Genomic DNA, 19,974 nt, shown 5'->3' on the forward strand with positions numbered 1-19,974 from the left:
GGAACTTACAATGTATTCATTAACAGAACTTGGCTGGCGCCCCTTCTTTCAACAGCAGCTTAGCCTAGAAGACTATGATCATGGGTTTGCTCAACGCGTTCTGGCGGTGCACCGCCAACACATTGATGTAATCAGCGAAGCGGGCACAGCAAGAATTGCGATGCCTCACCATTGGCTAAAGCTTGCCGAAGACGAGCGACCAACCGTAGGAGATTGGTTGTGGGGCGAACGTTTGCTCGAACGTCTTAGTCTATTGCAGCGCATTGCTGCCGGCACTGAACCCAAACCACAGCTGCTTGCGGCAAATGTTGATACCTTGCTGATTATGATGTCTTGTAATCACGATTTTAACATTGCTCGCTTGCGCCGTTACCTGGTGCTGGCTAACGACGCCGGTGTCATGCCTGTCATTGTGCTGAGCAAAGCTGACTTAGTAGCAAACGCTGACGACTATGTCAGCCAAGCGCAAATTGCCGCCCCTAACGTGCCGGTTGTGGCGTTAAATGGCTTAGCGAGCGACGCCTCTTCTGCGCTAAATGATTGGCTTACACCAGGGCAAACACTCGCTATGTTAGGCTCATCTGGCGTGGGGAAATCAACCCTATTAAATACCCTGTTGGGTAATGCGGTTCAGGAAACCGGCGGTATTAGAGAAGATGACAGCAAAGGTCGCCATACCACCACAAGCCGCCTTATGCAGCCCCTACAAAATGGCAGCTGGATGATCGACACACCAGGCATGCGAGAACTGCGCCTTGGGTCAGTTGATGTAACCGTTGGCTTCGAGGAAATTGCCCAACTTATGCAGCAATGCCAGTTTAACAATTGCCATCACGACGGGGACAAAGGTTGTGCCGTAGAGGCAGCCATTGCAGATGGCCGACTATCTAGTCATGACTGGCAGCAGTTCCGCAAGTTAGAACGCGAAGCCATGTATGCGCAAGAAACGGAGTGGGAAAAACGCGCGCGCTTTAAAAAGTTTAGCCATGTCGTTCAAGAGGCAGTCGCCCAACGAAAAGAGAAGCTAGGAAAATAGTTTTTCGGGCAAAATCAAATACCACTATTGCATATAAAACTTTGTTTTTTACGCCTTATGGATATTAAAAACCACCCAAAACCATCCAAAAGGACATATTTACTAGAAAAGCAATAAAGAAAGGACTCTTTATAACAGACCATTATTTGTTACCTTTAGTGACGTCAGGATACGGTGAAAGGGTTGAAGCGCACTTCAACACTCTCTCTCAAGCCCGAATGGCACACACACTCTCTCCACGTGCCGCTAGGGCTAACTAAAAGGAAAACAATAAAATGAATAATAGAAACCTTGCCTTGGATGGGCTTCGGGGCTTTTTCTTGGTCATTATGGCCGTCAATCACTTGTTTGGCGCCTTCGTGCGAAACTTTACCGCTGAACCCCTAGGGCCGGTTTCCGCCGCCGAAGGGTTTGTATTATTGAGTGGTATTGTGTTTGCCATGGTTTATGGCGCCCGCGATAACATCTTTGCTGTCACTGGCAAACGACTCTGGTTGGTTTATCGCTGGCAAATCACCGGGGTTATCGCCTTGGTTGCTGGCTGCTTTGCCGTGCCGGCCTTGTATGAGCAAGTATGGGCACCATTTTTTGGCCTAGCAGATGTAAAAGATCATTTTTGGCAAACAAGCATCGCAATGATGACCCTCACCTATGTGCCTGGTTTTCATGATGTACTAGTGATCTATTTAGTCTCGCTCGCACTGGCACCTATAGGCCTAGTGCTGCTGCGCAAAGGCTTAGGGTTAATATGGTTACTGGCTTCTGGTGCCTTATGGCTAGCCGCGAAGTGGCTTAATGCCGACATGCTCAACCCAGTATTTGCGCAAGTATTGCCAGATATTGCTTTTACACCAGGGTATTTTGACGTGCTCGCTTGGCAATTCTTGTTTCAAATTGGCTTGGTGCTCGGTTTTTATGCCAAGCATCGCAATCTAGACTTCATGGTGGCCAACAAGGTATTTAACACACTGGTCGTGGTTAGCATCCTAGCCATCACCATTGTTTGGCAACTCAATAAACTAGGCCTAATGCCGTTGGCAGTGTTTAGCGTGTTAAATGGCGACCAGCCATTACAGTCAGCCCTTGGCAATGACACGCCAGCCCTTGGCCTGATGCGCATTGCTTACACCTTGTTAGTTGCCTATGGCGCCATGCTGCTTGTACGGTATGTTCCAAAGCTACTCAGCCTGCGCTATTTCACCTTCTTAGGTCAGCACTCGATTCAAGTATTTGTCTTCCACGCAGTCGCCTTATACTGGATTGCGCCGTTCGCTTACCCCTACAACATAGAATTGTGGTGGGCCGACCTACTCATTTCATTAGCCTTTGCGCTATCGCTATTGCTACCAGCGTATTTGCACTCGTTGTGGCAAAACATGCGTAAAAAGCAACTAAGCGCTGCGTAACCGCCCAACAGATTATAAAGGCCGCTAACTCGCGGCCTTTTTTATTTTGGCAACGCAACGTGATATAAAAAACAGCGTGTCACGTAAGAAATCGAGTCAGTCGTCAATAATGAGGTTCCTATGAGTGTCGCCGAACTGAGGCAGCAACAGAAAAGTTATTTTCATCAGCAGTCGACCAAGCCATATGAGTTTCGCATTCGCATGCTAGACACCTTGCGAGCGGCGATTCAGGCGTATGAACCTCGTTTAATGCAAGCATTGGCCGACGATTTAGATAAGTCTGAGTTTGAAGCCTTCAGCAATGAAATTGGGCTGCTTTATAGTGAAATTAGTCACAGCAAAAAGTCGCTGAAAAAATGGATGAAAGCCAAGCGCGTCACACCTGATTTGGCGCTGATGCCATCAAAAGCATGGATTCAACCTGAGCCCTATGGTTCTGTGCTGATTATTGGCCCGTGGAACTACCCAATTCAGTTATTGCTGATGCCCCTCATAGGCGCCGTGGCAGCTGGCAATACTGCCGTGATCAAACCCTCTGAACTTGCACCCCATTGTGCCGAGGTTGTTCAGGCAATGATTGATGAGTATTTTGACCAGCAGTACATTGCCGTGGTGCAAGGGGAAGCCGACGTTACACAGGCGCTCATTAGAGAAAACTTTGATCACATATTCTTTACCGGCAGCACGCCAGTGGGCAAAAAAATTATGGCCGCTGCCAGTGAGTTTTTAACCCCAGTCACCCTAGAACTGGGTGGCAAAAGCCCAGCCATTGTAGATGAAACTGCCAACCTTGGTGTGGCTGCGCGCCGCATAGCTTTTGGTAAATGGAACAATGCTGGCCAAACTTGCGTGGCGCCAGACTATGTGCTGGTACATGAAAGCGTGGCTGAACCCTTTGTTGCAGCCCTTAAAGAGGCCACGCAAGCGTTTTACGGGCATGCCAACCAAAGCAAAGAATACGGGAAAATTATCACTGAGCGCCATCATCAGCGCTTGCAAAGCCTGCTACCAGAGCCGCAGCGCATTGTACTTGGTGGTGATTATGATCAGGAGAGCCGCTACTTTGCGCCTACCATCACCTACCCTGCTCAGTGGCAAGATGCCGCGATGGAAGATGAGATATTTGGCCCAATTTTGCCTGTGTTGGTGTACCAAGACTTGCAGGCAACCATTAATACCCTGCAAAAGAGAGATAAACCCCTAGCCTTGTACTGTTTTAGTCAGTCACAAAGTGTGCAAGAGCAAGTCACGCAAGAGCTTAGTTTTGGCGGTGGCATGATTAATGGCGCACTATTGCATGTTGCCAGTCATCAGTTGCCCTTTGGCGGCGTAGGGCCCAGTGGTATGGGAAGCTACCATGGCAAAGCAAGTTTCGATTGTTTTAGTCACCACAAGAGCTTGGTGAAGCAACCAAGCAACTTTGAGCTATCGCTGATGTATCCACACAAGCGTATTGCCACAAAGTGGTTGAAGAAGGTAATGAGGTAGGTTGCACGGCGCGGTAGCGCCGGGCAACGTGTATCGCCGATCGGCCGGCGATTACAGGTAAATGCAGTAATAAGCAGTATCTACCGGTACTTGCAGTTGGAATTTGCTGTCACCTGGTACGTTGAACTCGGTACCCGACTTGAACGACTGCCATTCATCAGAGCCTGGTAGCTTAACAATCAGCTCACCGGCGATGACTTGCATTAACTCAGGGGCCGCCGTGCCAAACTCGTATTCGCCTTTGCTCATCACACCAACAGTGGCTGGCTTGTCATGGCCTTCAACAGACAAAGATTGAACGGCGCCATCAAAATAAGCATTGTGTTTCATAATTTGATCCTCTTTTTGATGGCGCTGAGTGTACTGCATTTTTTACGCATGAACAGCGTTTTTTATTGTGGCCACACTTGGCCATTTACCTTGGTTTCGCCTGTAGCAACGTTCACCGAAATATAGCTGCCATTAGCGCCTTCAATGTAGTAGGTACCCGATTGAGTAAGCTGTCCATCCACGAAATCTACCGCTACCATTGGTTTGGTGTACATGTTCACCGTGCCAGAAGCTTCAGGCGATTCGTAGGCAATTTTTGCCGTCATAGTGGTAGTAGACTCTACATTTGTACCACTGGTCTGCATGTTCATATTCAGATTGTACTGACTCAGTTCAGTGGTCACTGGTTCAAACTGATGCGTTGCCGTCACCCCACCCGACATAGCAATAGAAATATTGCCGTTTGCTTCATTGCCCGATGCAACCAGCACCGTATTAAGACTGCCCAATAGCGACCAATTGCCGTCTTCATTACAGTTTAAAAACTCTGCCTTACTGGTTAAACCGTCCGCAGTTTCACTACTAGCCGTTTTAATAGTGCCAGAAACACGACATTCGATGGTCGTGCTAGCCCCAGTGCCTATGCGCGGCGCAACAGCCGTTTGCTCGCGCTGAGTCTGCTCGCGCGTAGTAGTCTGCATCGCAATCAATGCCGATGCATTCTGCTGTGTAATTTCAAGCGTTGGCGGCGACAACTGCACTTGGTCTGTAACGCCACCAATATCACTTGTGCAAGCTGCTAACGAGGTGGCGGTTGCCGCCACTAACATCAACTTTTTCATCTTCATGATTCCATCTTCCATTTTCTTTCACTATAACGACTTGAGCAAAATAAAAAGCCAAACCAACTACATTTCTAACTTTTTATTAACACAATACAGTCGTTTTCAGCGCTAGTTTTGCCAAGCCGAAAGGTCTTTCTGCATGATTGGTCGCAGGCACCACCAGAGCACCAATAACTGCACTGCAAAAATTCCAGCCACGGTAGCGAGCACGGTCTTTAACCCCGCCTCTAGGGTTAACCATTTCGCGACTTCCGGGAACAACTGATAAAATACAGAACCTGCGATGGCGCCGCCGACAATAAGGGCTAGCGCACTAAGCATGCCGACTCTGACTATAATTTGTTGCCGTGCTTTCGCCGGTGGCTGTCCTTGGGCGATATTGAGCCAATACCAAGGCTGCATACGGTTAACCAGATAACGAGTATTGAGCGCCAAAGTAAGCAACAAGGAAACACCCGCCAATAACGACAGCCCCATGACTAGGTTTAACCGAGCTTGTGCTAGGGGTTGGCTTTCCGCCATATACTCTGACCAAGTTTTAGTAAAATAGCGTTTTGGCGGCTCCCAGTAGTCGTAAGTAATCTCGTTTAACTGGTCGATATCGAACTCTGGCGAGACAAACATGGTGCCATAACATTCAGGTCCTCGACTGACACTGAGTACATAAGGCACTTGGTAGCGCTTAGGTAAATTAAACGCCTCTACTATCCCCTGTACACGTGTATTACCTCGCAAACGCAAACTGCCGTCAGCGGCCGTATCCGGCACACTGGCTAAACGAACTTCCTCAAAATCGCGTGTATCGTTAGCAAGACCCAATAAACTGGCCGCTGGCTGGCTTAGGAAAACACCTCGGGCAGTCGCTTGCTCAACCCCAAGCACCTGGGTAAAAAACGAAAGCGTAGCTTGCCCAGAATACAAAGACACAATTGCTGATGAATCGCCAGACAGCTGCCAATTTTGCGTGCTGGTTTCCCAACCCACACATGCCGCTGCAACGTCATCGGGATAAGTCCGCAGCAGATTAGACAAACTTGCATTCCAACCAAAGCTGAAGCCATTGGCGTCATAGTCTTCATACTCACTATGCACAACAAGAAAGTCTGTTTTAGAGAGCAGATCATTAGGGGTTAACTGGGCGCGATAGGCCAGTGACAGCAGCAACATAATTAGCATCACCACGCCAATTAGTGCTGAATACACTACATGCGTGAGCTGCAAAGCGAAAAACTTGTTAGCAATATTATGGCGAATGGTGTTAAGGCCCTGATAAACAAGATGTGCCTGCTGTAGTTTTCGGTTTGCTAGCAATATAAACATCAGCAGCAGCCCAACAAATAGCAAAGCCAATGCAGCAACCAAAAGATTGACCTGATTGCCCTTTACAAAGCCAAGTAGCAAGGCATAAGTGTTGAGCGGCCAATAGATAAGACCAGCGACCACTAGGGTAAATAATAGAAAGAGTGATGCTTCAATAAGCAATTGTTTGGTTAAGCGTTTCGGTGGTGCGCCCATGGCTACCTTAATGAGCATTTCACTTTGCCGTACTAGCGGCAAGCGCTGCGCGATGGCGAGTGAGAACAGCAATACAATGGCGCCCATGGCAAGCGTTACGATCGACAATAAGTTGAACGATTCCGACAGCATGGCATAGGTACTGGTTTGAGTCCTGGCGCCAGGCAATACCTTGATGTTCGATATATCTCGTTGCTGGGACACGCATGGCGCTGGCTGATTAAAGATTTGCTGGTTGACTGACTGTTGTAGTGCGCTTGCCGAGTCATACTTGCTTGCAATCACTTGCATGCGAGCGGCCTTGTCCCAGCTGGTAGGCAGGTCATCTTCAGCAAGTGATGGTGGCTCAAGCTCAAAAACACCGTTTATGCCAACAAACTGCCAGCTAGCTAAGCCGATACTGGTGATGAATTTAACCTCTTGGCCGTCCATCCAAGGGTTGAAATCGCTAGGTAGCACACCCGCGATTGGCGTAGCGAGTGTGCCTTTTACCTTTTGATCACCAAACTCATCTTCAACATAAAGCTCTAGGGCAGGATAACCCTGATGCTCAGAGATTAAATGCTGGTTCTCCTGAAACCATTCGTCAAACACATACACCCAGCGTTCTGGGAATAGCTGATTGGCATCAAAAAACGTCTCGACTGGTTGCAAGCCGTAGAAGTCGACAAAACTTGGCTCGGTCATGGTAAAGGTATATGCCTCGTAGGCATCACTGCCAGAATCGTGCAGCAATTCCACGGCTCGATGGCTGCGCATACCCATGTACACTTGGCTTGCATCAATGCCATCAAGTTGGCGGACTTGATCGATCATGCATTGATCCAACTCGCCCATTGCATCAATTTCATCCGAACCGAGCGTAAAATACTGCTTCGCCGCTGCACCAGAAGGCACTGCTGCCTGATAGGCCGAATAGCTATGCCAATACATTTGACTCAAGGCCAAAAAGGCTGCCATTAAAATCGACAAAAAGAACAATAAACCACGAATGGGCCGCAGAAACCGCCACGATAGCGAGAGTTCGGGAAGCATATCTATCCTTGCATACAGTTTTATTAGGCTGGGTGCCTTTATATCACCGGATATCAAAAAATGGCAGTATTTAGCAAAACATATACAAGGGGTGATGACTTAGTTATTCAGATTTCCAGCGCCAGGCAATAAAACGACTAACCTTTTGGCCAATGCCCATATCGACAATATCGTATTTGGCACCCAGTTTTTTTAACTGACGCTCAATTGGGCGTAACGATTTTTGCCGAGAGACTAGCGAAGTGAAGCAATCAACTTGGCGGAAATAGCGCTTACTTTCGTTGATCATGCCAATAATGAACTGAATTTCACCACCTTCACACCAGAGCTCGTGGTGCTTTCCACCAAAGTTAAGCCCCGCTTGTGTGCCTAGGTTACGCGTTTTGCGTGCATTGGCTTGTGCGGCCTCCTGCTCAGAGCGGAAGAATGGCGGGTTACAAAGGGTAAAATCATAGTGCTCCCCTTTGCGGATAATGCTTTCAAAGTATTTGCTAGCATCACTTTGCTGGCGAAGCTTGATCATGCCTGCATATTTTGGGTTGACGGATAATATCTTTTTCACATTAGCGAGCGAACGTTTTGATATATCGCTTGCGACCATATTGCAATCAAATAAAGACACTGCCAATAAAGGGTATATTGCGCTAGCGCCCGTGCCAATATCTATACCTGACTTACCTTTAAGGCCAGCCAAATAATCGTCTACATAATGTAAATAATCAGCCCGCCCCGGCACAGGTGGGCACAGGGCGCTTGCCGGTAATTGCCAGCCATTTACGCCATAAACACTAGCAAGCAGGGCTTGGTTTAACAGGCGCACGGCTTGTGGGTCCCCGAAGTCGATACTGGTTTTGCCCGTTGGGGTTTGACTCAGCTTCGCCTCTAACTCAGGTAGCGCTTGGCAAAGTTGCTTAAAGTCATAGCCATTACGATGTTGGTTGTTCGGGTGCACAGCAGCCTGCTCATTGTTAAGTTACCGGCCACTATTATGCCTACATTTTTGGCTCACCACTAATCAAAGGGCTCCGCTAAACGCTTACGGAAATAATCATCGGGCAAAGGTTGCTCCCAAGCAATCGGCTGGCGGTCGTCTGCTACGTCGTCGACGGCCGATGGGGTGCCAATGAACAGATGGTTATTGCCTTGGAATGTTTGACTAAACACCAAGTTAATCGCACTCCAATCGTCGTGGTCAGAGTATGTGCCTGTACCGATACTAACCGATGGTTCTTGATCATTACCGTTACAGTTAAAATCGACTGGGCCCGAGCCAGTGCGTCGAAGACCCAAACGCTCGTCAACACTGGCTAAGTTAATATCCACACTCGAGCCATCTGAAAAGTCGATGACATAGGTATCACTAAAAAGTGAGTTCGTCATGTTAGCCATCCCAACATCACAGTTGCCGTTGCCAGCAAAGTTCCGATTGTAATACCTATCGCCCTCATTATTGCCAATCGTTGGCAAGCCTAGGCTGTACAGGTAGTTCATAACACTCACATAGTTGGGAATGTAATTCAGGTCGGAGTTACCGCCGTGGCGCAACCCTAGGTTATGCCCAAGCTCGTGCATAAAGGTCATCGCTTGGTAGTTAACCGCTTGATTGGTTTGCACTGTGCTCGCCAAACTAAACCCATTCTCGCCTAACGTAACAATCATATCGTTACCCGATAACTCAGCTAACCCAGACGAGCCATTGTCTGCATTCTGACGATTGGCAAAAATTGCATAGTGGAAAACAGGCAGGCGCTCGATATCAAAATACGCCGCTTTATATTCATACACAGATGCCTCGTTAGCACCCGGATTGAAATTGATATATTGGGAAAACGGCACCTGCTGACCGCCCCCTAGGTCGTAATCGCTTGGATCGGTGCCTGGGGCTTGGTCGAATAAATCCCCCACATCCAGATGCAATGCATAACCACGTCTCGCAAAGGCCGCAACGGCGTTATCGAGTGCTTGGCGCAATGGCGTGATACCAAGATCTGCAGTTTGTTGGCCAGCATTGGTGGCATCCATATAGTCGATCTCGATAAAGATGTCTGGCTGCCCAGTGCGCGCTCCCCAATCGTACAACGGTAAGCCAGCAAAGGTAGTATTGGGCTGCTCGGCACAGTCAGGTATACCGTCGTTGTCGGTATCACTGCTGCAGGCCACATCGTTCGGGCCACCAGGGGTCGACCAATTTACCAATGTCCAGTCGCCACTTGAGTTGGTATCAACATTACCGCGCACCAGGCTTCGGGCAAAGGATTCGCTGCTGTATGTGAACGCAGCAACGGCAGCACCGCTCCAAGCCGCAGTTGTAGTGGGCGTAAAACTGTTGCCAAACGTTAGGAAGTCGATGGTTGAGCCGCTTTTTACCAACTCAACATAAGCGTTTGTATTCCAGAACGGCACTAGGTTGCCATCTTCAATAAAGAAGTAGTTATCGCCGTTAATACTCGTGAAAGCATTTGGCGCTCGCAGTACCACATAACCACCAGCGGGGATGCTATAACTTGGCAGCGAAAAACTATAGTAAGTAGTTATCGCACCAGTACCCGTATTATATGCCGGTGCGCGTAATTGATAGTTTGATAGTTGCTGAGTTGCACTAGTGCCGTTGTAAATCTCTACCCAGCGCGCCGTGTTTGAGTAGAAGGATTCGCTGACTTCGGTGATGAGCAGATCGCTAGCGGCGGTATAAAAGCTTTGCACCACCTCAGCGGCGAGCGAGATACCTGTTTGGTTACGCCAACCAGATACCTTAATTTGATACTCAGTGCTGGCTTCTAGTGCTTGTGCAAACGAAACTTGCCACACTTTATTGAGCTGATCGGTACTGGTAACCGACAATCCCACGCAGTTAACAAAACCATCGGACGACAGCTGAATATCTCCAGAGCAAACACCATTGTTGGCTTGTACAGTAGGAGCTTCCATTGGGTCATCACTAGTGATGGTCGCCGTTGTGCTCAACGAGACATTCTGTGCATCGGCTAGCGGACTAATGCTTAACGCTGGTGCGGTTGTGTCGGAAAAACTTAAGCTAATCACCGCCACATCGCTGCCTACGGTTAGGGTAAATTGGTCGCCATTAAATGCACTCGCACTCGTTGGTAGATAGCGCATTTGGTTGTTGGCCAACAAGGCAACAGACCCATATTGCGGTTCAGGGTTTATCGTAACTGAGCTCAATATCTCTTGGGCATCCAAAGTAAACAAGTGCTCACTTTCTAGCTCACCTAGGGCAAAGCTCTGATCTTCAATAACAGGTGTTGGTGTCGCTGTTGGTGTCGCTGTTGGTGTCGCTGTTGGCGTCGCAGTTGGCGTCGCAGTTGGCGTCGCCGTTGGAGTCGCCGTTGGCGTCGCTGTTGGAGTCGCTATTGGTGTCGCTGTTGGTGTTGGCGTTGGTGTCGCTATTGGTGTCGCTATTGGTGTCGCTGTTGGTGTTGGCGTCACTGTTGGCGTCACTGTTGGTTCTTCTGTAATCACAGCCGTTGGGGTTGCAGATATAACAGGCAAGGTAAATAAAGTTGGGCTAACAGTTGGCATGAATGTGGGCGTGCTTGACGGTGCGGGTGTAACCGCTACTGTGGCAGTTGCAGTGGGAGTCGGCTCGGCATCGTCTGAGACATCAATGTCCACATCTATATCGGCCTGGCAAGCAGATAGCGTGGCGAACGATAACAGAATAAACGATAGAGTAACCCACCGAGGCAACGAACGTGCTCGGAAAACTTTTTGCAAACCCATGCCAACCACTCCAACACAGCCAAGCCGCTATGAAACCATTACGGAAACATTGGCATAAGGGGTAGTTTTTAGCGAAGTGAGTTAACAGATCAAAACAAGGTGACGATTCGAGCACTAAAAATACTATAAGCCGTCAACAAAACAACACCTAGCAAGTCATTCTATTGACAATCACTCAAAATTAAAAAAGCCCATGCAAGTAAACATAGGCTTTTGGTTTATTGATAGGGTTTTTAGAGGCTCTCTTAAGGCGCACCACAACCCGAGCCAGACACCTCATCCAGTTTCAGCAGCACTGTATCGCCGCCTTGGCCCATGTTGTACTTAAACGTTTCGCTGCTTACATGATCCGCCATGATCACACCAAACAACAACATCATGGCCAGCACCAGGTTGCGCTTATTATAAATAACGTCGGTCATCACTCCCCCTTTAGTTCGGCAGGCCAAACATTGGTCGAACTTTAATCCCCAAATAAGAGCCAGCAAAAGCAAAAGCGAACCATACCCAGGCGTGTAAACTTGCACTCGCTACACCAGAGAACAAGGCGCCAATATTGCAGCCAAACCCTACTCGACCACCATAGCCCATCAACAGGCCACCAATAATAGCCGCCGCCACGCTTTTCCAAGCTAGGTTAGGTGGGCAGGCCTTTTTGAAGCGGTTCGCTAAGCCCGTTGCTAACATAGCACCAAGCAAAACACCTATCGCCATCACCGAGTTAACGTTGACTAGCACGCTGTCGCTTAGCGCCATTGAGGCAAAGTTTGTTGACCAATAAGCATTGGCAGCCACGTCAATGCCAACGGCTTGTGCTACTTTCGCACCCCACAAAGCGTAGGCAAAGGTAATGCCCCAAGGTGAACCACTGATAATCACAGTTAACATGTTGCCAACTGCCAGAACCAGTGCCGCCCATAGCAGTGGCCAAGGGCCTGAAATAATGCGGCGAATGCCAGTAACATCCGACTTAGCCGTTAAACCCCAACCAGTGCTGCCGGTCATCTTTTTCTCGCGGCGGCCAAAGAACCACCACAAGAAGGCAATGACTGCTAGCTGCACAATTATTGCCAACCACGGGCCAAGACTTTGGTGCAGAATCACAGCTGGCGCAGCAGGAAGGTTCATCCACCACATATGATGCATAGAGCCAATAAAAGCGCCCAAAATGAAAAACATTAGGGTGATGACCATGCGTGTATTGCCAGAGCCCGCGGTAAACAGAGTTCCCGAACCACAGGCGCCGCCAAGTTGCATACCAAAACCAAAGATAAACGAGCCCACTACCAGCGAAACACCCAATGGTGCACTAGTACCACTTGCACCTACGTCGATTACACCACTAACCAGAGGCACAATTAACACGGTTGCCACAGCAAGCATTAACAGCTGTGCGCGCATACCTGTGGCTTTACCTGTTAGCACAAAGTTGCGCCAAGCGCCGGTGAACCCAAGCGAGCCATGAAATAGGGCAATGCCCATTACTGTGCCAATAACGAACAACGCTAATAAAAACGGCGCAGTTTCAATATAGATTAACCAGCCCAACACTAGCAGCATTAGCGCTGCAGTAGTGGTAACAAACCGGTCGATAGGCCAAGCAAGCTTGGCCGTAGAGTGAGTTGTTGCTGTCATAATTAGCCACCAAATATGCCAAAGATTTTACCAAGGCCTTTTTTCGCCGTTTGCACTGGGCGATCTTCGTCAGCCGTCCACTCTGTCATTGAGCCATCAAACAAAGCGGTATTCGGCAGTTCTAATAGCTCAGACAAGACAAACCAGTTGGTTGAACCTAGGTGACCTGTATTACAAAACGTAGCTGATTGGCTAGCACTCATATCCACACCAGCGCTGCTAGCAACTTCTTTTAGCTTGGCCACATCAGCAAAATAAACGACATCACCAGAGGTAAACGCACTTGCATGCAGCAAATTTACCGAGCCCGGCACCGTGCCTGCTACACGCGCTGCAGTGAACTTTTCTTCGCCATCAAAATACGATTTTGGTCGCGCATCTACCGTTTGCCATTGGTCGAGGTCGCTTGCCAGTGTGGCGGCATCAACCAGGAACGCATCATTAAAGTTTGCTGTGAAATCACCTTTTTCTGCCTCGACTAGATCGTTCGCTACTTCTAAATTTGCTGCCGACCAACCCGCAAAACCACCATCTAACAAGCTGACTTCTTCATGCCCTAATGTTTTAAGCGTCCAATAAACCCGAGCAGCCGGTGCATAGTCGCCAGCGGATTTTCCATCAGTAACAATCACCACATGCTCATCGGCATCCACACCAAGTTGTGCGATTTTTTGCTCCATTACAGCAACGTGTGGCAACTGGCCTGGTACATCGTTCATCGTTGCGCGCCAGCCTTCTGCATAAGGTGTACTGACAGCACCTGGTACATGACCATTGAGGTAGGCATCAATCGTTCGAATATCCAGCACTACGGCATCCGGGTTGTCAGCCAACCATTCGGCAGAAACTAGGGGCTCGGCGGCAAAAGTTGTGGCAACCGTTCCAAATACTGCTAAACCTACAAGTGTCTTCTTCATTTCTCGCACCTCAATCATTGATGTTGCTGCCATAATTGGCTAACTCATTTGAATATAACGTTAGAACTTTTTTATATACCTAACTTAGATCAACAAAAAAGCCGACCTTGACATTTCGATGCAAGATCGGCTTAAAGATTGATGCGAATCAATGGGTGCTGTTTTATTCGCTTGGCAAGGGGATAAACGACTGGAAATCGGGCTCAACAATATAGGGTTGCTTATCATCCCCTATTTGATCAGTCGCCGTGGCGCAGGCCTAGGTTGTGGCCTAGCTCGTGCATTAGCGTGAGCGCTTGGAAGTTTTGTCGATACAAACGATTAGCATCTGTAGAGGTACTAAGCCCGTTTTCACCAACGGTAACAATTAGGTCGTTGCCATTAATTTCAGCCACACCAGAGGAGCGGGTTTGACTGTTGCGTTGGTTGGCGAACAAGGCGTAGTGAAAAATATATAACCTTCGAATGTCGAAGTAACTTGCCTTGTAGTCATAAAAATTTGCTTGCTCTGAGCTCAGGTTCGATAGACCAACATAGCGCTCAAATGGCACCTGTTGCCCACCCCCCAAATCAAAATTGCTTGGGTTAACACCCGGCGACTGATCATACAGGTCACCCACATCGATATGTACGGCAATTCCCTTTTTGGCAAAGGCATCAACGACCATTTGCAGTGCCTCTTTACTTGGCACCAAACCCAAGTCTTCCGCTTGCTGGCCACCATTAGTGGCATCCATGTAATCGACCTCGATAAAAATATCGGGTTGGCCCACTCTAGCGGCCCAATCATAGAGTGGCAGTCCAGCAAAGCTGCTACCTGGCTGCTCAGAACAATCGGGAATACCATCACTGTCAGTATCGGCACTACACGACACATCGTTGACTGCACTTGGGGTGGTGTAGTTGACCAACTGCCAGTCATCTGCCGTATTGGTGTCACCAGCTAAGCGAGCTAAGCCTCGCATGTACGAAATATCACCATAGACAAATGCCGCAGCCGGGTCGCCCAACCAAGCGCCAGCCGTGGTGGGCGTATAATTCGCCCCAAAGCTGACAAAGTCTTCGGTTTTCCCTTCACGTAACAACTCCACAAACCCCTGTGTATACCAGTTCGGAACTAGGTTGGCATCGGACACATATACATAGGTGCTGCCATTGTTAATATCTTTATATTCTTCTGGGGCGCGCAACATCACATAGCCACCAGGCGGCAAATAATAGTCTGGCAGGGCAAATAAATGACTACTTGCATAAGTGTTCGTAGCACTATTGCGCGCCGGTGCTCGCAATTGATAGTCGGCAAGTTGAATACCGGTGGCGGTTGGGTTGTGCAGCTCAACCCATCGCGAAATATTATTGTAATAGGACTCACTCACCTCATTAATCAACAGCGATTGCTGGCTCGTGGTAAATGACTGCTCAGTACTGTCAATCGTTGCCCCTGCTTGAGTCGTCGCATTTAGCACACGAACTTGATACATGCGGCCCAGCTGCAAGTCTTCGACCGGCAACCAGCTTTGCTCGCCGGTTGCTTGCAAACCAATACAGGTCGCAAAACTATTAGCCGACAATTGTAAGTTGCCAGCGCAGGTACCACTGGTTGCTTGTACCGTTAGTTCGGCGAGTGGCTGGTCGCTGCTTACACTTAGCGTTGGGCGCCTACCAATGTTAGAGGCTCCGTCTAAGGGCTGTATTGTTAAATTGGCAGCCGGCGTTACCGTCGGCGATGTAGAAACCAAGGGTGAGGCTGTTGGCGTTGCAGTTGGCGTAACGGTTGGAGTCGCGGTTGGTGTTGGTGTCGCGATTGGTGTAACGGATGGTGTCGTCAACGGGATAGTTGTTGGCAGAATGGTAACCGAGGCGGAGGCAAGCGGTGTCGCCTGCACTGGCGTTGGCGAACTCACAGGATTGTCTACCGGCACAACGTTAACAGGGCTACAAGCCACTAAAATTAGACAAGAAGCTACCATTAACCAAGGTTTCATCATTCGAATCACTTTACTGCAGTTGTTTCGCCAACTATGCCATAAACCGCTAAAGACAAGCGCGATCAAATAAAGAATCTAAACACAGTTAGAACAAATTATAGCGGTGATGGCTGCCTGCCAGTGTTAAACCTTTTCCATCGATTTGCGCGATATCGCTAGCACAGCTTTACGCGGCAATAGCGGTAGCACCCAGTTGATTAGAAACCGAAACGCCGGTTGGTTGATCGCAACAAGCTGGCCTTTAAGCATGGCGTTGTAACCAAACTCAGCAACCGACTCCGGTGACTTGGCATCTTTTAAGCCCAGCACATTCTCAAGGTTGGCAGTGGTCATAAAGTCGGTGGCAACAGGCCCAGGACAAAGGGCTGTTACCGTTACGCCGTATTCGGCGACTTCTTGAGCCGTGGCTTGACTAAACGAGGTAACAAACGCTTTCGTTGCATAATAAACCGCCTGCAGCGGGCCAGGTAAGAACGACGCGATAGAGGATACGTTTAATACCTTACCGCGTTTTTTTGCCACCATATCTGTTAGGCATAAATGACTGAGCTCGGTTAATGCGGCAATGTTCAGCTGAATCATTTGCATGCTGGTACTGAGGTCCTGCTCGATAAATTCACCATGGCCACCAAACCCAGCATTGTTAATTAGCACATCAATATCACTGACCTGTTGGTATACCGCTGCAGCCGCACCAGGTTTCGTGAGATCTGCCACAACAACTTGTACTTCAACGCCGTATTCTTTACGAATATCTGCCGCGACTTGCTCTAGTTTATTTTGCGAACGAGCAACCAAAGCTAAATCGCCGCCGTGGCGCGCGTGAATTCGAGCGAGCGCCAACCCAATACCTGTAGATGCGCCGGTAATTAATGCTTTGTTCGCCATATTGGTCTCACCATGTTTGCCTAATTAAGTTGACTGATCACTCCCCTCAATACGTGAGATTTAACGAATCTAGTCAAGTTTATTTCACCCACACCATATCGACTTGCTGGGACACAAAGCCAACTTTTTTGCAGTTTTCAGCACTAGTAGATTCAGGCATTACATCACTGAGGATCGTTGTGCACCCTAACGCAATGGCATCTTGAATGCGTGCATGCAGCAGGGCGGTATGACAACCCTTGTTGCGCGCTAGCGGTTGGGTAAAGGCATTGGCAAGAATGGCGGTATGACTGTCGTCGATAAAACTAGTCGCCCATGCCACAGGCTGATCTTCGATATAGGCTACAAAACAGCGAAATTGCTCTGTGCAATACATAACACGCTTCTGCTGCCAGATATCATCGGCACACTGCACACCAGATGTTTTGAGCAAAGCACGAAAATCATCTACCTGAGCAGATTGCCAACGCTCAACTCGTATCGATGTTTGCTCACCAGCTTGATAGTCGCTGGCGAGCAGCACTAGCCAATCAATGTCGTACATATAGTGAAAATCACTATTGCTAAGAAAACTGCCCAACTTGAGCGCTTGCGCACTGGGTGCGATACGCACTTCTGGATAGAAACTGTTTTGATACAAAACTAACGCTTCCACCACTTCTTCGTTATCGCAAGCGTCGTGGATGATCACTTGATTATCGAATTGGCGAGTTGGATCTACTAGGGCAGTGATATGATCGAACTGATGGATGGCTAACTGGCTTGGCTCGCCCGTAGTCAGGGTGCGCGCGTTGTTGAATTTGAAATAATTAAGCAGAGCGGAATGCATAGTGGCTTGGGTCTTTCTTGTGAAGCAAACCACTATGCTAGCAGGGTTTTGCGGGTAGGTCTTGCTGCCTGAACCGCACTTAATACATTGCCTGGGCTATAAATCACTGCACGGACAGGATACCGCTGGCATATATGGCAGCTGTTCTGCCTGAAAACGTTTAAAGCCGTCGCTTAAAAATGCAGTTAGCCATGCGTCTGTTATGCCATCAGTAGTTATTTGCTCTGACTCAAATAACCAACCACCACAGCCAAAACCCACTAGTGGCAAATCGCTCGCTTCAATAGCCGGGTCATCGGCAATTTCGAGTACCAGCTTGTCTTTTGCCTTCACGGCACGCCAACTAAATACCCCTACCTTACCCTGCGCGATAGCTTTTGAATTGCCTTGCACAAGGCACTCGCCACTGACCGAATAAATGGGAATTTTAATTTCCAAAGTAGACCTTTTAATAAATATTTATTTACAAATCTAATTGCCAACTAATTTGGCAACACAGACCAAGTTCGAAGAGCCTTCCTGCAGCGTCTGCTTCCTCCAATTCTGATAACAGTTAATGACGCTAGACCCGCCTATCATACTTGTTTGTAAAAAACTTGTACTACCCTTTGGCGCATAGGGCGAAGCGTGCGACAATGCGCGCCGTTTTACACTCTCCCACCTTTAAGGGTATTTCTAGTGCTTTCTACCGCGAACATCACCATGCAGTTTGGCGCTAAGCCGCTTTTCGAAAACATTTCAGTTAAATTTGGCGATGGCAATCGTTATGGTTTGATTGGGGCCAACGGCTGTGGCAAATCGACCTTTATGAAGATTTTAAGCGGTGAGCTCACCCCTACCTCGGGCAATGTGTCTTACGACCCTAACGAGCGCATCGCTAAGCTGAACCAGGACCAGTTTGGCTACGAAGAGTTTACCGTTGTCGATACTGTGATCATGGGCCATCAGCGTCTGTGGGAAGTCAAGCAAGAGCGTGATCGCATCTACTCATTGGCTGAGATGAGCGAAGAAGACGGCATGAAAGTGGCGGAGCTAGAGGTTGAGTTTGCTGAGCTTGACGGTTATTCAGCCGAAGCAAAAGCAGGCGAGTTACTACTAGGTGTAGGCATTCCAACCGAGCAGCACTTTGGCCCAATGAGCGAAGTGGCACCAGGTTGGAAGCTACGTGTGCTATTGGCGCAGGTACTATTCGCCGACCCTGATATCATGCTGCTCGACGAGCCAACCAACAACTTGGACATCCATACCATTAAGTGGTTAGAAGACGTTTTAAACGAGCGCAAGTGCACCATGATCATCATCTCGCACGACCGCCACTTCTTGAACTCTGTGTGTACCCACATGGCCGACATTGACTATGGTGAGCTGCGCTTGTACCCGGGTAACTACGACGAGTACATGATTGCCGCCACGCAAGCACGCGAGCGCATGTTAGCCGACAACGCGAAGAAAAAAGCCCAAATTGCCGAGCTAAAAACCTTCGTAGCGCGCTTCTCGGCCAACGCATCAAAAGCCAAACAAGCGACCTCTCGTGCCAAGCAGATCGACAAGATTCAGCTAGAAGATGTGAAACCATCCAGCCGTCAGAACCCGTTTATCCGCTTTGAGCAAGAGAAAAAACTGTTCCGTAATGCTCTAGAAATGGAAGGCATGTACCAAGGCTACGACGACAATGTGCTGATCAAAGACTTGGATCTAATGATCGAAGTAGGCGAAAAAATTGCCATCATCGGTGAAAACGGCGTCGGTAAAACAACCCTACTGCACACCCTAGCCGAGCGCATGCCATTAAAAGGCGGCGAAATGAAATGGTCTGAGAACGCCAACATTGGTTATTACGCTCAGGACCATGCCGATGAATTCGCAGGCGGCGAAAACCTCTACGACTGGATGGCACAGTGGAAAGAAGAAAAAGACGACGAGCAAGTGGTACGTGGCTACCTTGGTCGTTTGTTGTTCTCACAGCACGAGATTGAAAAATCAGTAAGCGTGATCTCTGGTGGTGAACAAGGCCGCATGTTGCTTGGCAAAATCATGATGCAGAAACCAAACATTCTGTTGATGGACGAGCCAACCAACCACATGGACATGGAATCGATCGAATCACTTAACTACGCCTTGGAAATCTATGAAGGCACGCTAGTGTTCGTATCCCACGATCGCCAGTTCGTATCATCACTCGCCAACCGCATCTTGGCATTTAAAGACGGCAAACTAATCGACTTTAAAGGCACCTACGACGAGTACTTGGCTAAGTACGAGGCGTAAGCGACTAATACGTCATGCCCGAGCGCCTTTGTCGGGCATCTAGCCTCCCAACATTCAAGCCTTGCGACTAGACTCCCGCCTTCGCGGGAGTGACGATGACTGTGACCATTGTT

The 19,974-nt window shown here is 48.7% G+C and carries 16 protein-coding genes; 4 read left to right on the forward strand and 12 right to left on the reverse strand.

The window, feature by feature from the left end:
* Nucleotides 1-10: 10 nt before the first annotated feature.
* The 3 genes from rsgA (at nt 11) to DUW71_RS03935 (ending at nt 3,930) form a co-directional block, all read left to right on the forward strand.
* Nucleotides 11-1,036 carry a ribosome small subunit-dependent GTPase A gene (rsgA, locus tag DUW71_RS03925; protein ID WP_119393935.1) on the forward strand — a complete coding sequence of 342 codons (1,026 nt, stop codon included), beginning with the start codon at nt 11-13 and terminating at the stop codon, nt 1,034-1,036.
* Between the two features lie 275 nt (nt 1,037-1,311).
* A complete protein-coding gene (opgC, locus tag DUW71_RS03930) occupies nt 1,312-2,442 on the forward strand; it encodes an OpgC domain-containing protein (RefSeq protein ID WP_119393936.1) in 1,131 nt (376 codons plus the stop codon).
* 120 nt (nt 2,443-2,562) lie between these two features.
* Nucleotides 2,563-3,930, forward strand: coding sequence for an aldehyde dehydrogenase (locus tag DUW71_RS03935; RefSeq protein WP_119393937.1), 1,368 nt, complete (start codon nt 2,563-2,565; stop codon nt 3,928-3,930).
* A gap of 51 nt (nt 3,931-3,981) precedes the next feature.
* Here the strand turns inward: DUW71_RS03935 and ppnP are convergent, their stop codons facing one another.
* From ppnP to DUW71_RS03995, 12 genes are all read right to left on the reverse strand, one after another.
* Nucleotides 3,982-4,263: a pyrimidine/purine nucleoside phosphorylase gene (ppnP, locus tag DUW71_RS03940; protein ID WP_119394141.1), complete on the reverse strand. Its 282-nt coding sequence runs from the start codon at nt 4,261-4,263 to the stop codon at nt 3,982-3,984.
* Between the two features lie 59 nt (nt 4,264-4,322).
* Nucleotides 4,323-5,042: a hypothetical protein gene (locus DUW71_RS03945; protein WP_119393938.1), complete on the reverse strand. Its 720-nt coding sequence runs from the start codon at nt 5,040-5,042 to the stop codon at nt 4,323-4,325.
* 111 nt (nt 5,043-5,153) lie between these two features.
* Nucleotides 5,154-7,595 carry an ABC transporter permease family protein gene (locus DUW71_RS03950; RefSeq protein WP_119393939.1) on the reverse strand — a complete coding sequence of 814 codons (2,442 nt, stop codon included), beginning with the start codon at nt 7,593-7,595 and terminating at the stop codon, nt 5,154-5,156.
* A 103-nt stretch (nt 7,596-7,698) separates the two neighbouring features.
* A complete protein-coding gene (gene rlmF / locus DUW71_RS03955) occupies nt 7,699-8,547 on the reverse strand; it encodes a 23S rRNA (adenine(1618)-N(6))-methyltransferase RlmF (RefSeq protein WP_119393940.1) in 849 nt (282 codons plus the stop codon).
* Between the two features lie 59 nt (nt 8,548-8,606).
* Entirely contained in the window at nt 8,607-11,336 is a 2,730-nt protein-coding gene (locus DUW71_RS03960; RefSeq protein WP_119393941.1) for a lamin tail domain-containing protein, read from the reverse strand.
* Nucleotides 11,337-11,581: 245 nt separating this feature from the next.
* Nucleotides 11,582-11,758, reverse strand: a complete 177-nt coding sequence (locus tag DUW71_RS17680) for a hypothetical protein (RefSeq protein ID WP_199671147.1) — start codon at nt 11,756-11,758, stop codon at nt 11,582-11,584.
* Between the two features lie 10 nt (nt 11,759-11,768).
* Nucleotides 11,769-12,971, reverse strand: coding sequence for a YeeE/YedE family protein (locus tag DUW71_RS03965; protein WP_119393942.1), 1,203 nt, complete (start codon nt 12,969-12,971; stop codon nt 11,769-11,771).
* A 2-nt stretch (nt 12,972-12,973) separates the two neighbouring features.
* The gene (locus tag DUW71_RS03970) at nt 12,974-13,888 is read right to left on the reverse strand and encodes a sulfurtransferase (protein WP_158583861.1); all 915 of its coding nucleotides are present in this window, start codon (nt 13,886-13,888) and stop codon (nt 12,974-12,976) included.
* 239 nt (nt 13,889-14,127) lie between these two features.
* Nucleotides 14,128-15,876: a hypothetical protein gene (locus DUW71_RS03975; RefSeq protein WP_158583862.1), complete on the reverse strand. Its 1,749-nt coding sequence runs from the start codon at nt 15,874-15,876 to the stop codon at nt 14,128-14,130.
* A 123-nt stretch (nt 15,877-15,999) separates the two neighbouring features.
* Complete coding sequence (locus DUW71_RS03985) at nt 16,000-16,764, reverse strand: SDR family NAD(P)-dependent oxidoreductase (RefSeq protein WP_119393946.1); 765 nt, start codon at nt 16,762-16,764, stop codon at nt 16,000-16,002.
* Nucleotides 16,765-16,843: 79 nt separating this feature from the next.
* Nucleotides 16,844-17,593 (reverse strand): GNAT family N-acetyltransferase, encoded by a 750-nt coding sequence (locus tag DUW71_RS03990; protein WP_119393947.1) that lies wholly within the window; start codon nt 17,591-17,593, stop codon nt 16,844-16,846.
* Between the two features lie 96 nt (nt 17,594-17,689).
* Entirely contained in the window at nt 17,690-18,031 is a 342-nt protein-coding gene (locus DUW71_RS03995; protein WP_119393948.1) for a hypothetical protein, read from the reverse strand.
* A 240-nt stretch (nt 18,032-18,271) separates the two neighbouring features.
* Between DUW71_RS03995 and DUW71_RS04000 the strand changes: the two genes are divergently transcribed.
* Complete coding sequence (locus DUW71_RS04000) at nt 18,272-19,861, forward strand: ABC-F family ATPase (RefSeq protein WP_119393949.1); 1,590 nt, start codon at nt 18,272-18,274, stop codon at nt 19,859-19,861.
* Nucleotides 19,862-19,974 lie beyond the last annotated feature (113 nt).

Source organism: Salinibius halmophilus, assembly GCF_003577475.1.
GTDB classification, from domain to species: Bacteria; Pseudomonadota; Gammaproteobacteria; order Pseudomonadales; family Natronospirillaceae; genus Salinibius; species Salinibius halmophilus.

Bases quoted from the DNA above. Each gene is read 5' to 3' on its own strand.
- rsgA (WP_119393935.1), top strand. From the start codon at position 11: ATGTATTCATTAACAGAACTTGGCTGGCGCCCCTTCTTTCAACAGCAG.
- opgC (WP_119393936.1), top strand. From the start codon at position 1,312: ATGAATAATAGAAACCTTGCCTTGGATGGGCTTCGGGGCTTTTTCTTG.
- DUW71_RS03935 (WP_119393937.1), top strand. From the start codon at position 2,563: ATGAGTGTCGCCGAACTGAGGCAGCAACAGAAAAGTTATTTTCATCAG.
- DUW71_RS03945 (WP_119393938.1), bottom strand. From the start codon at position 5,042: ATGAAAAAGTTGATGTTAGTGGCGGCAACCGCCACCTCGTTAGCAGCT.
- DUW71_RS03950 (WP_119393939.1), bottom strand. From the start codon at position 7,595: ATGCTTCCCGAACTCTCGCTATCGTGGCGGTTTCTGCGGCCCATTCGT.
- DUW71_RS03960 (WP_119393941.1), bottom strand. From the start codon at position 11,336: ATGGGTTTGCAAAAAGTTTTCCGAGCACGTTCGTTGCCTCGGTGGGTT.
- DUW71_RS17680 (WP_199671147.1), bottom strand. From the start codon at position 11,758: ATGACCGACGTTATTTATAATAAGCGCAACCTGGTGCTGGCCATGATG.
- DUW71_RS03965 (WP_119393942.1), bottom strand. From the start codon at position 12,971: ATGACAGCAACAACTCACTCTACGGCCAAGCTTGCTTGGCCTATCGAC.
- DUW71_RS03970 (WP_158583861.1), bottom strand. From the start codon at position 13,888: ATGAAGAAGACACTTGTAGGTTTAGCAGTATTTGGAACGGTTGCCACA.
- DUW71_RS03975 (WP_158583862.1), bottom strand. From the start codon at position 15,876: ATGATGAAACCTTGGTTAATGGTAGCTTCTTGTCTAATTTTAGTGGCT.
- DUW71_RS03985 (WP_119393946.1), bottom strand. From the start codon at position 16,764: ATGGCGAACAAAGCATTAATTACCGGCGCATCTACAGGTATTGGGTTG.
- DUW71_RS03990 (WP_119393947.1), bottom strand. From the start codon at position 17,593: ATGCATTCCGCTCTGCTTAATTATTTCAAATTCAACAACGCGCGCACC.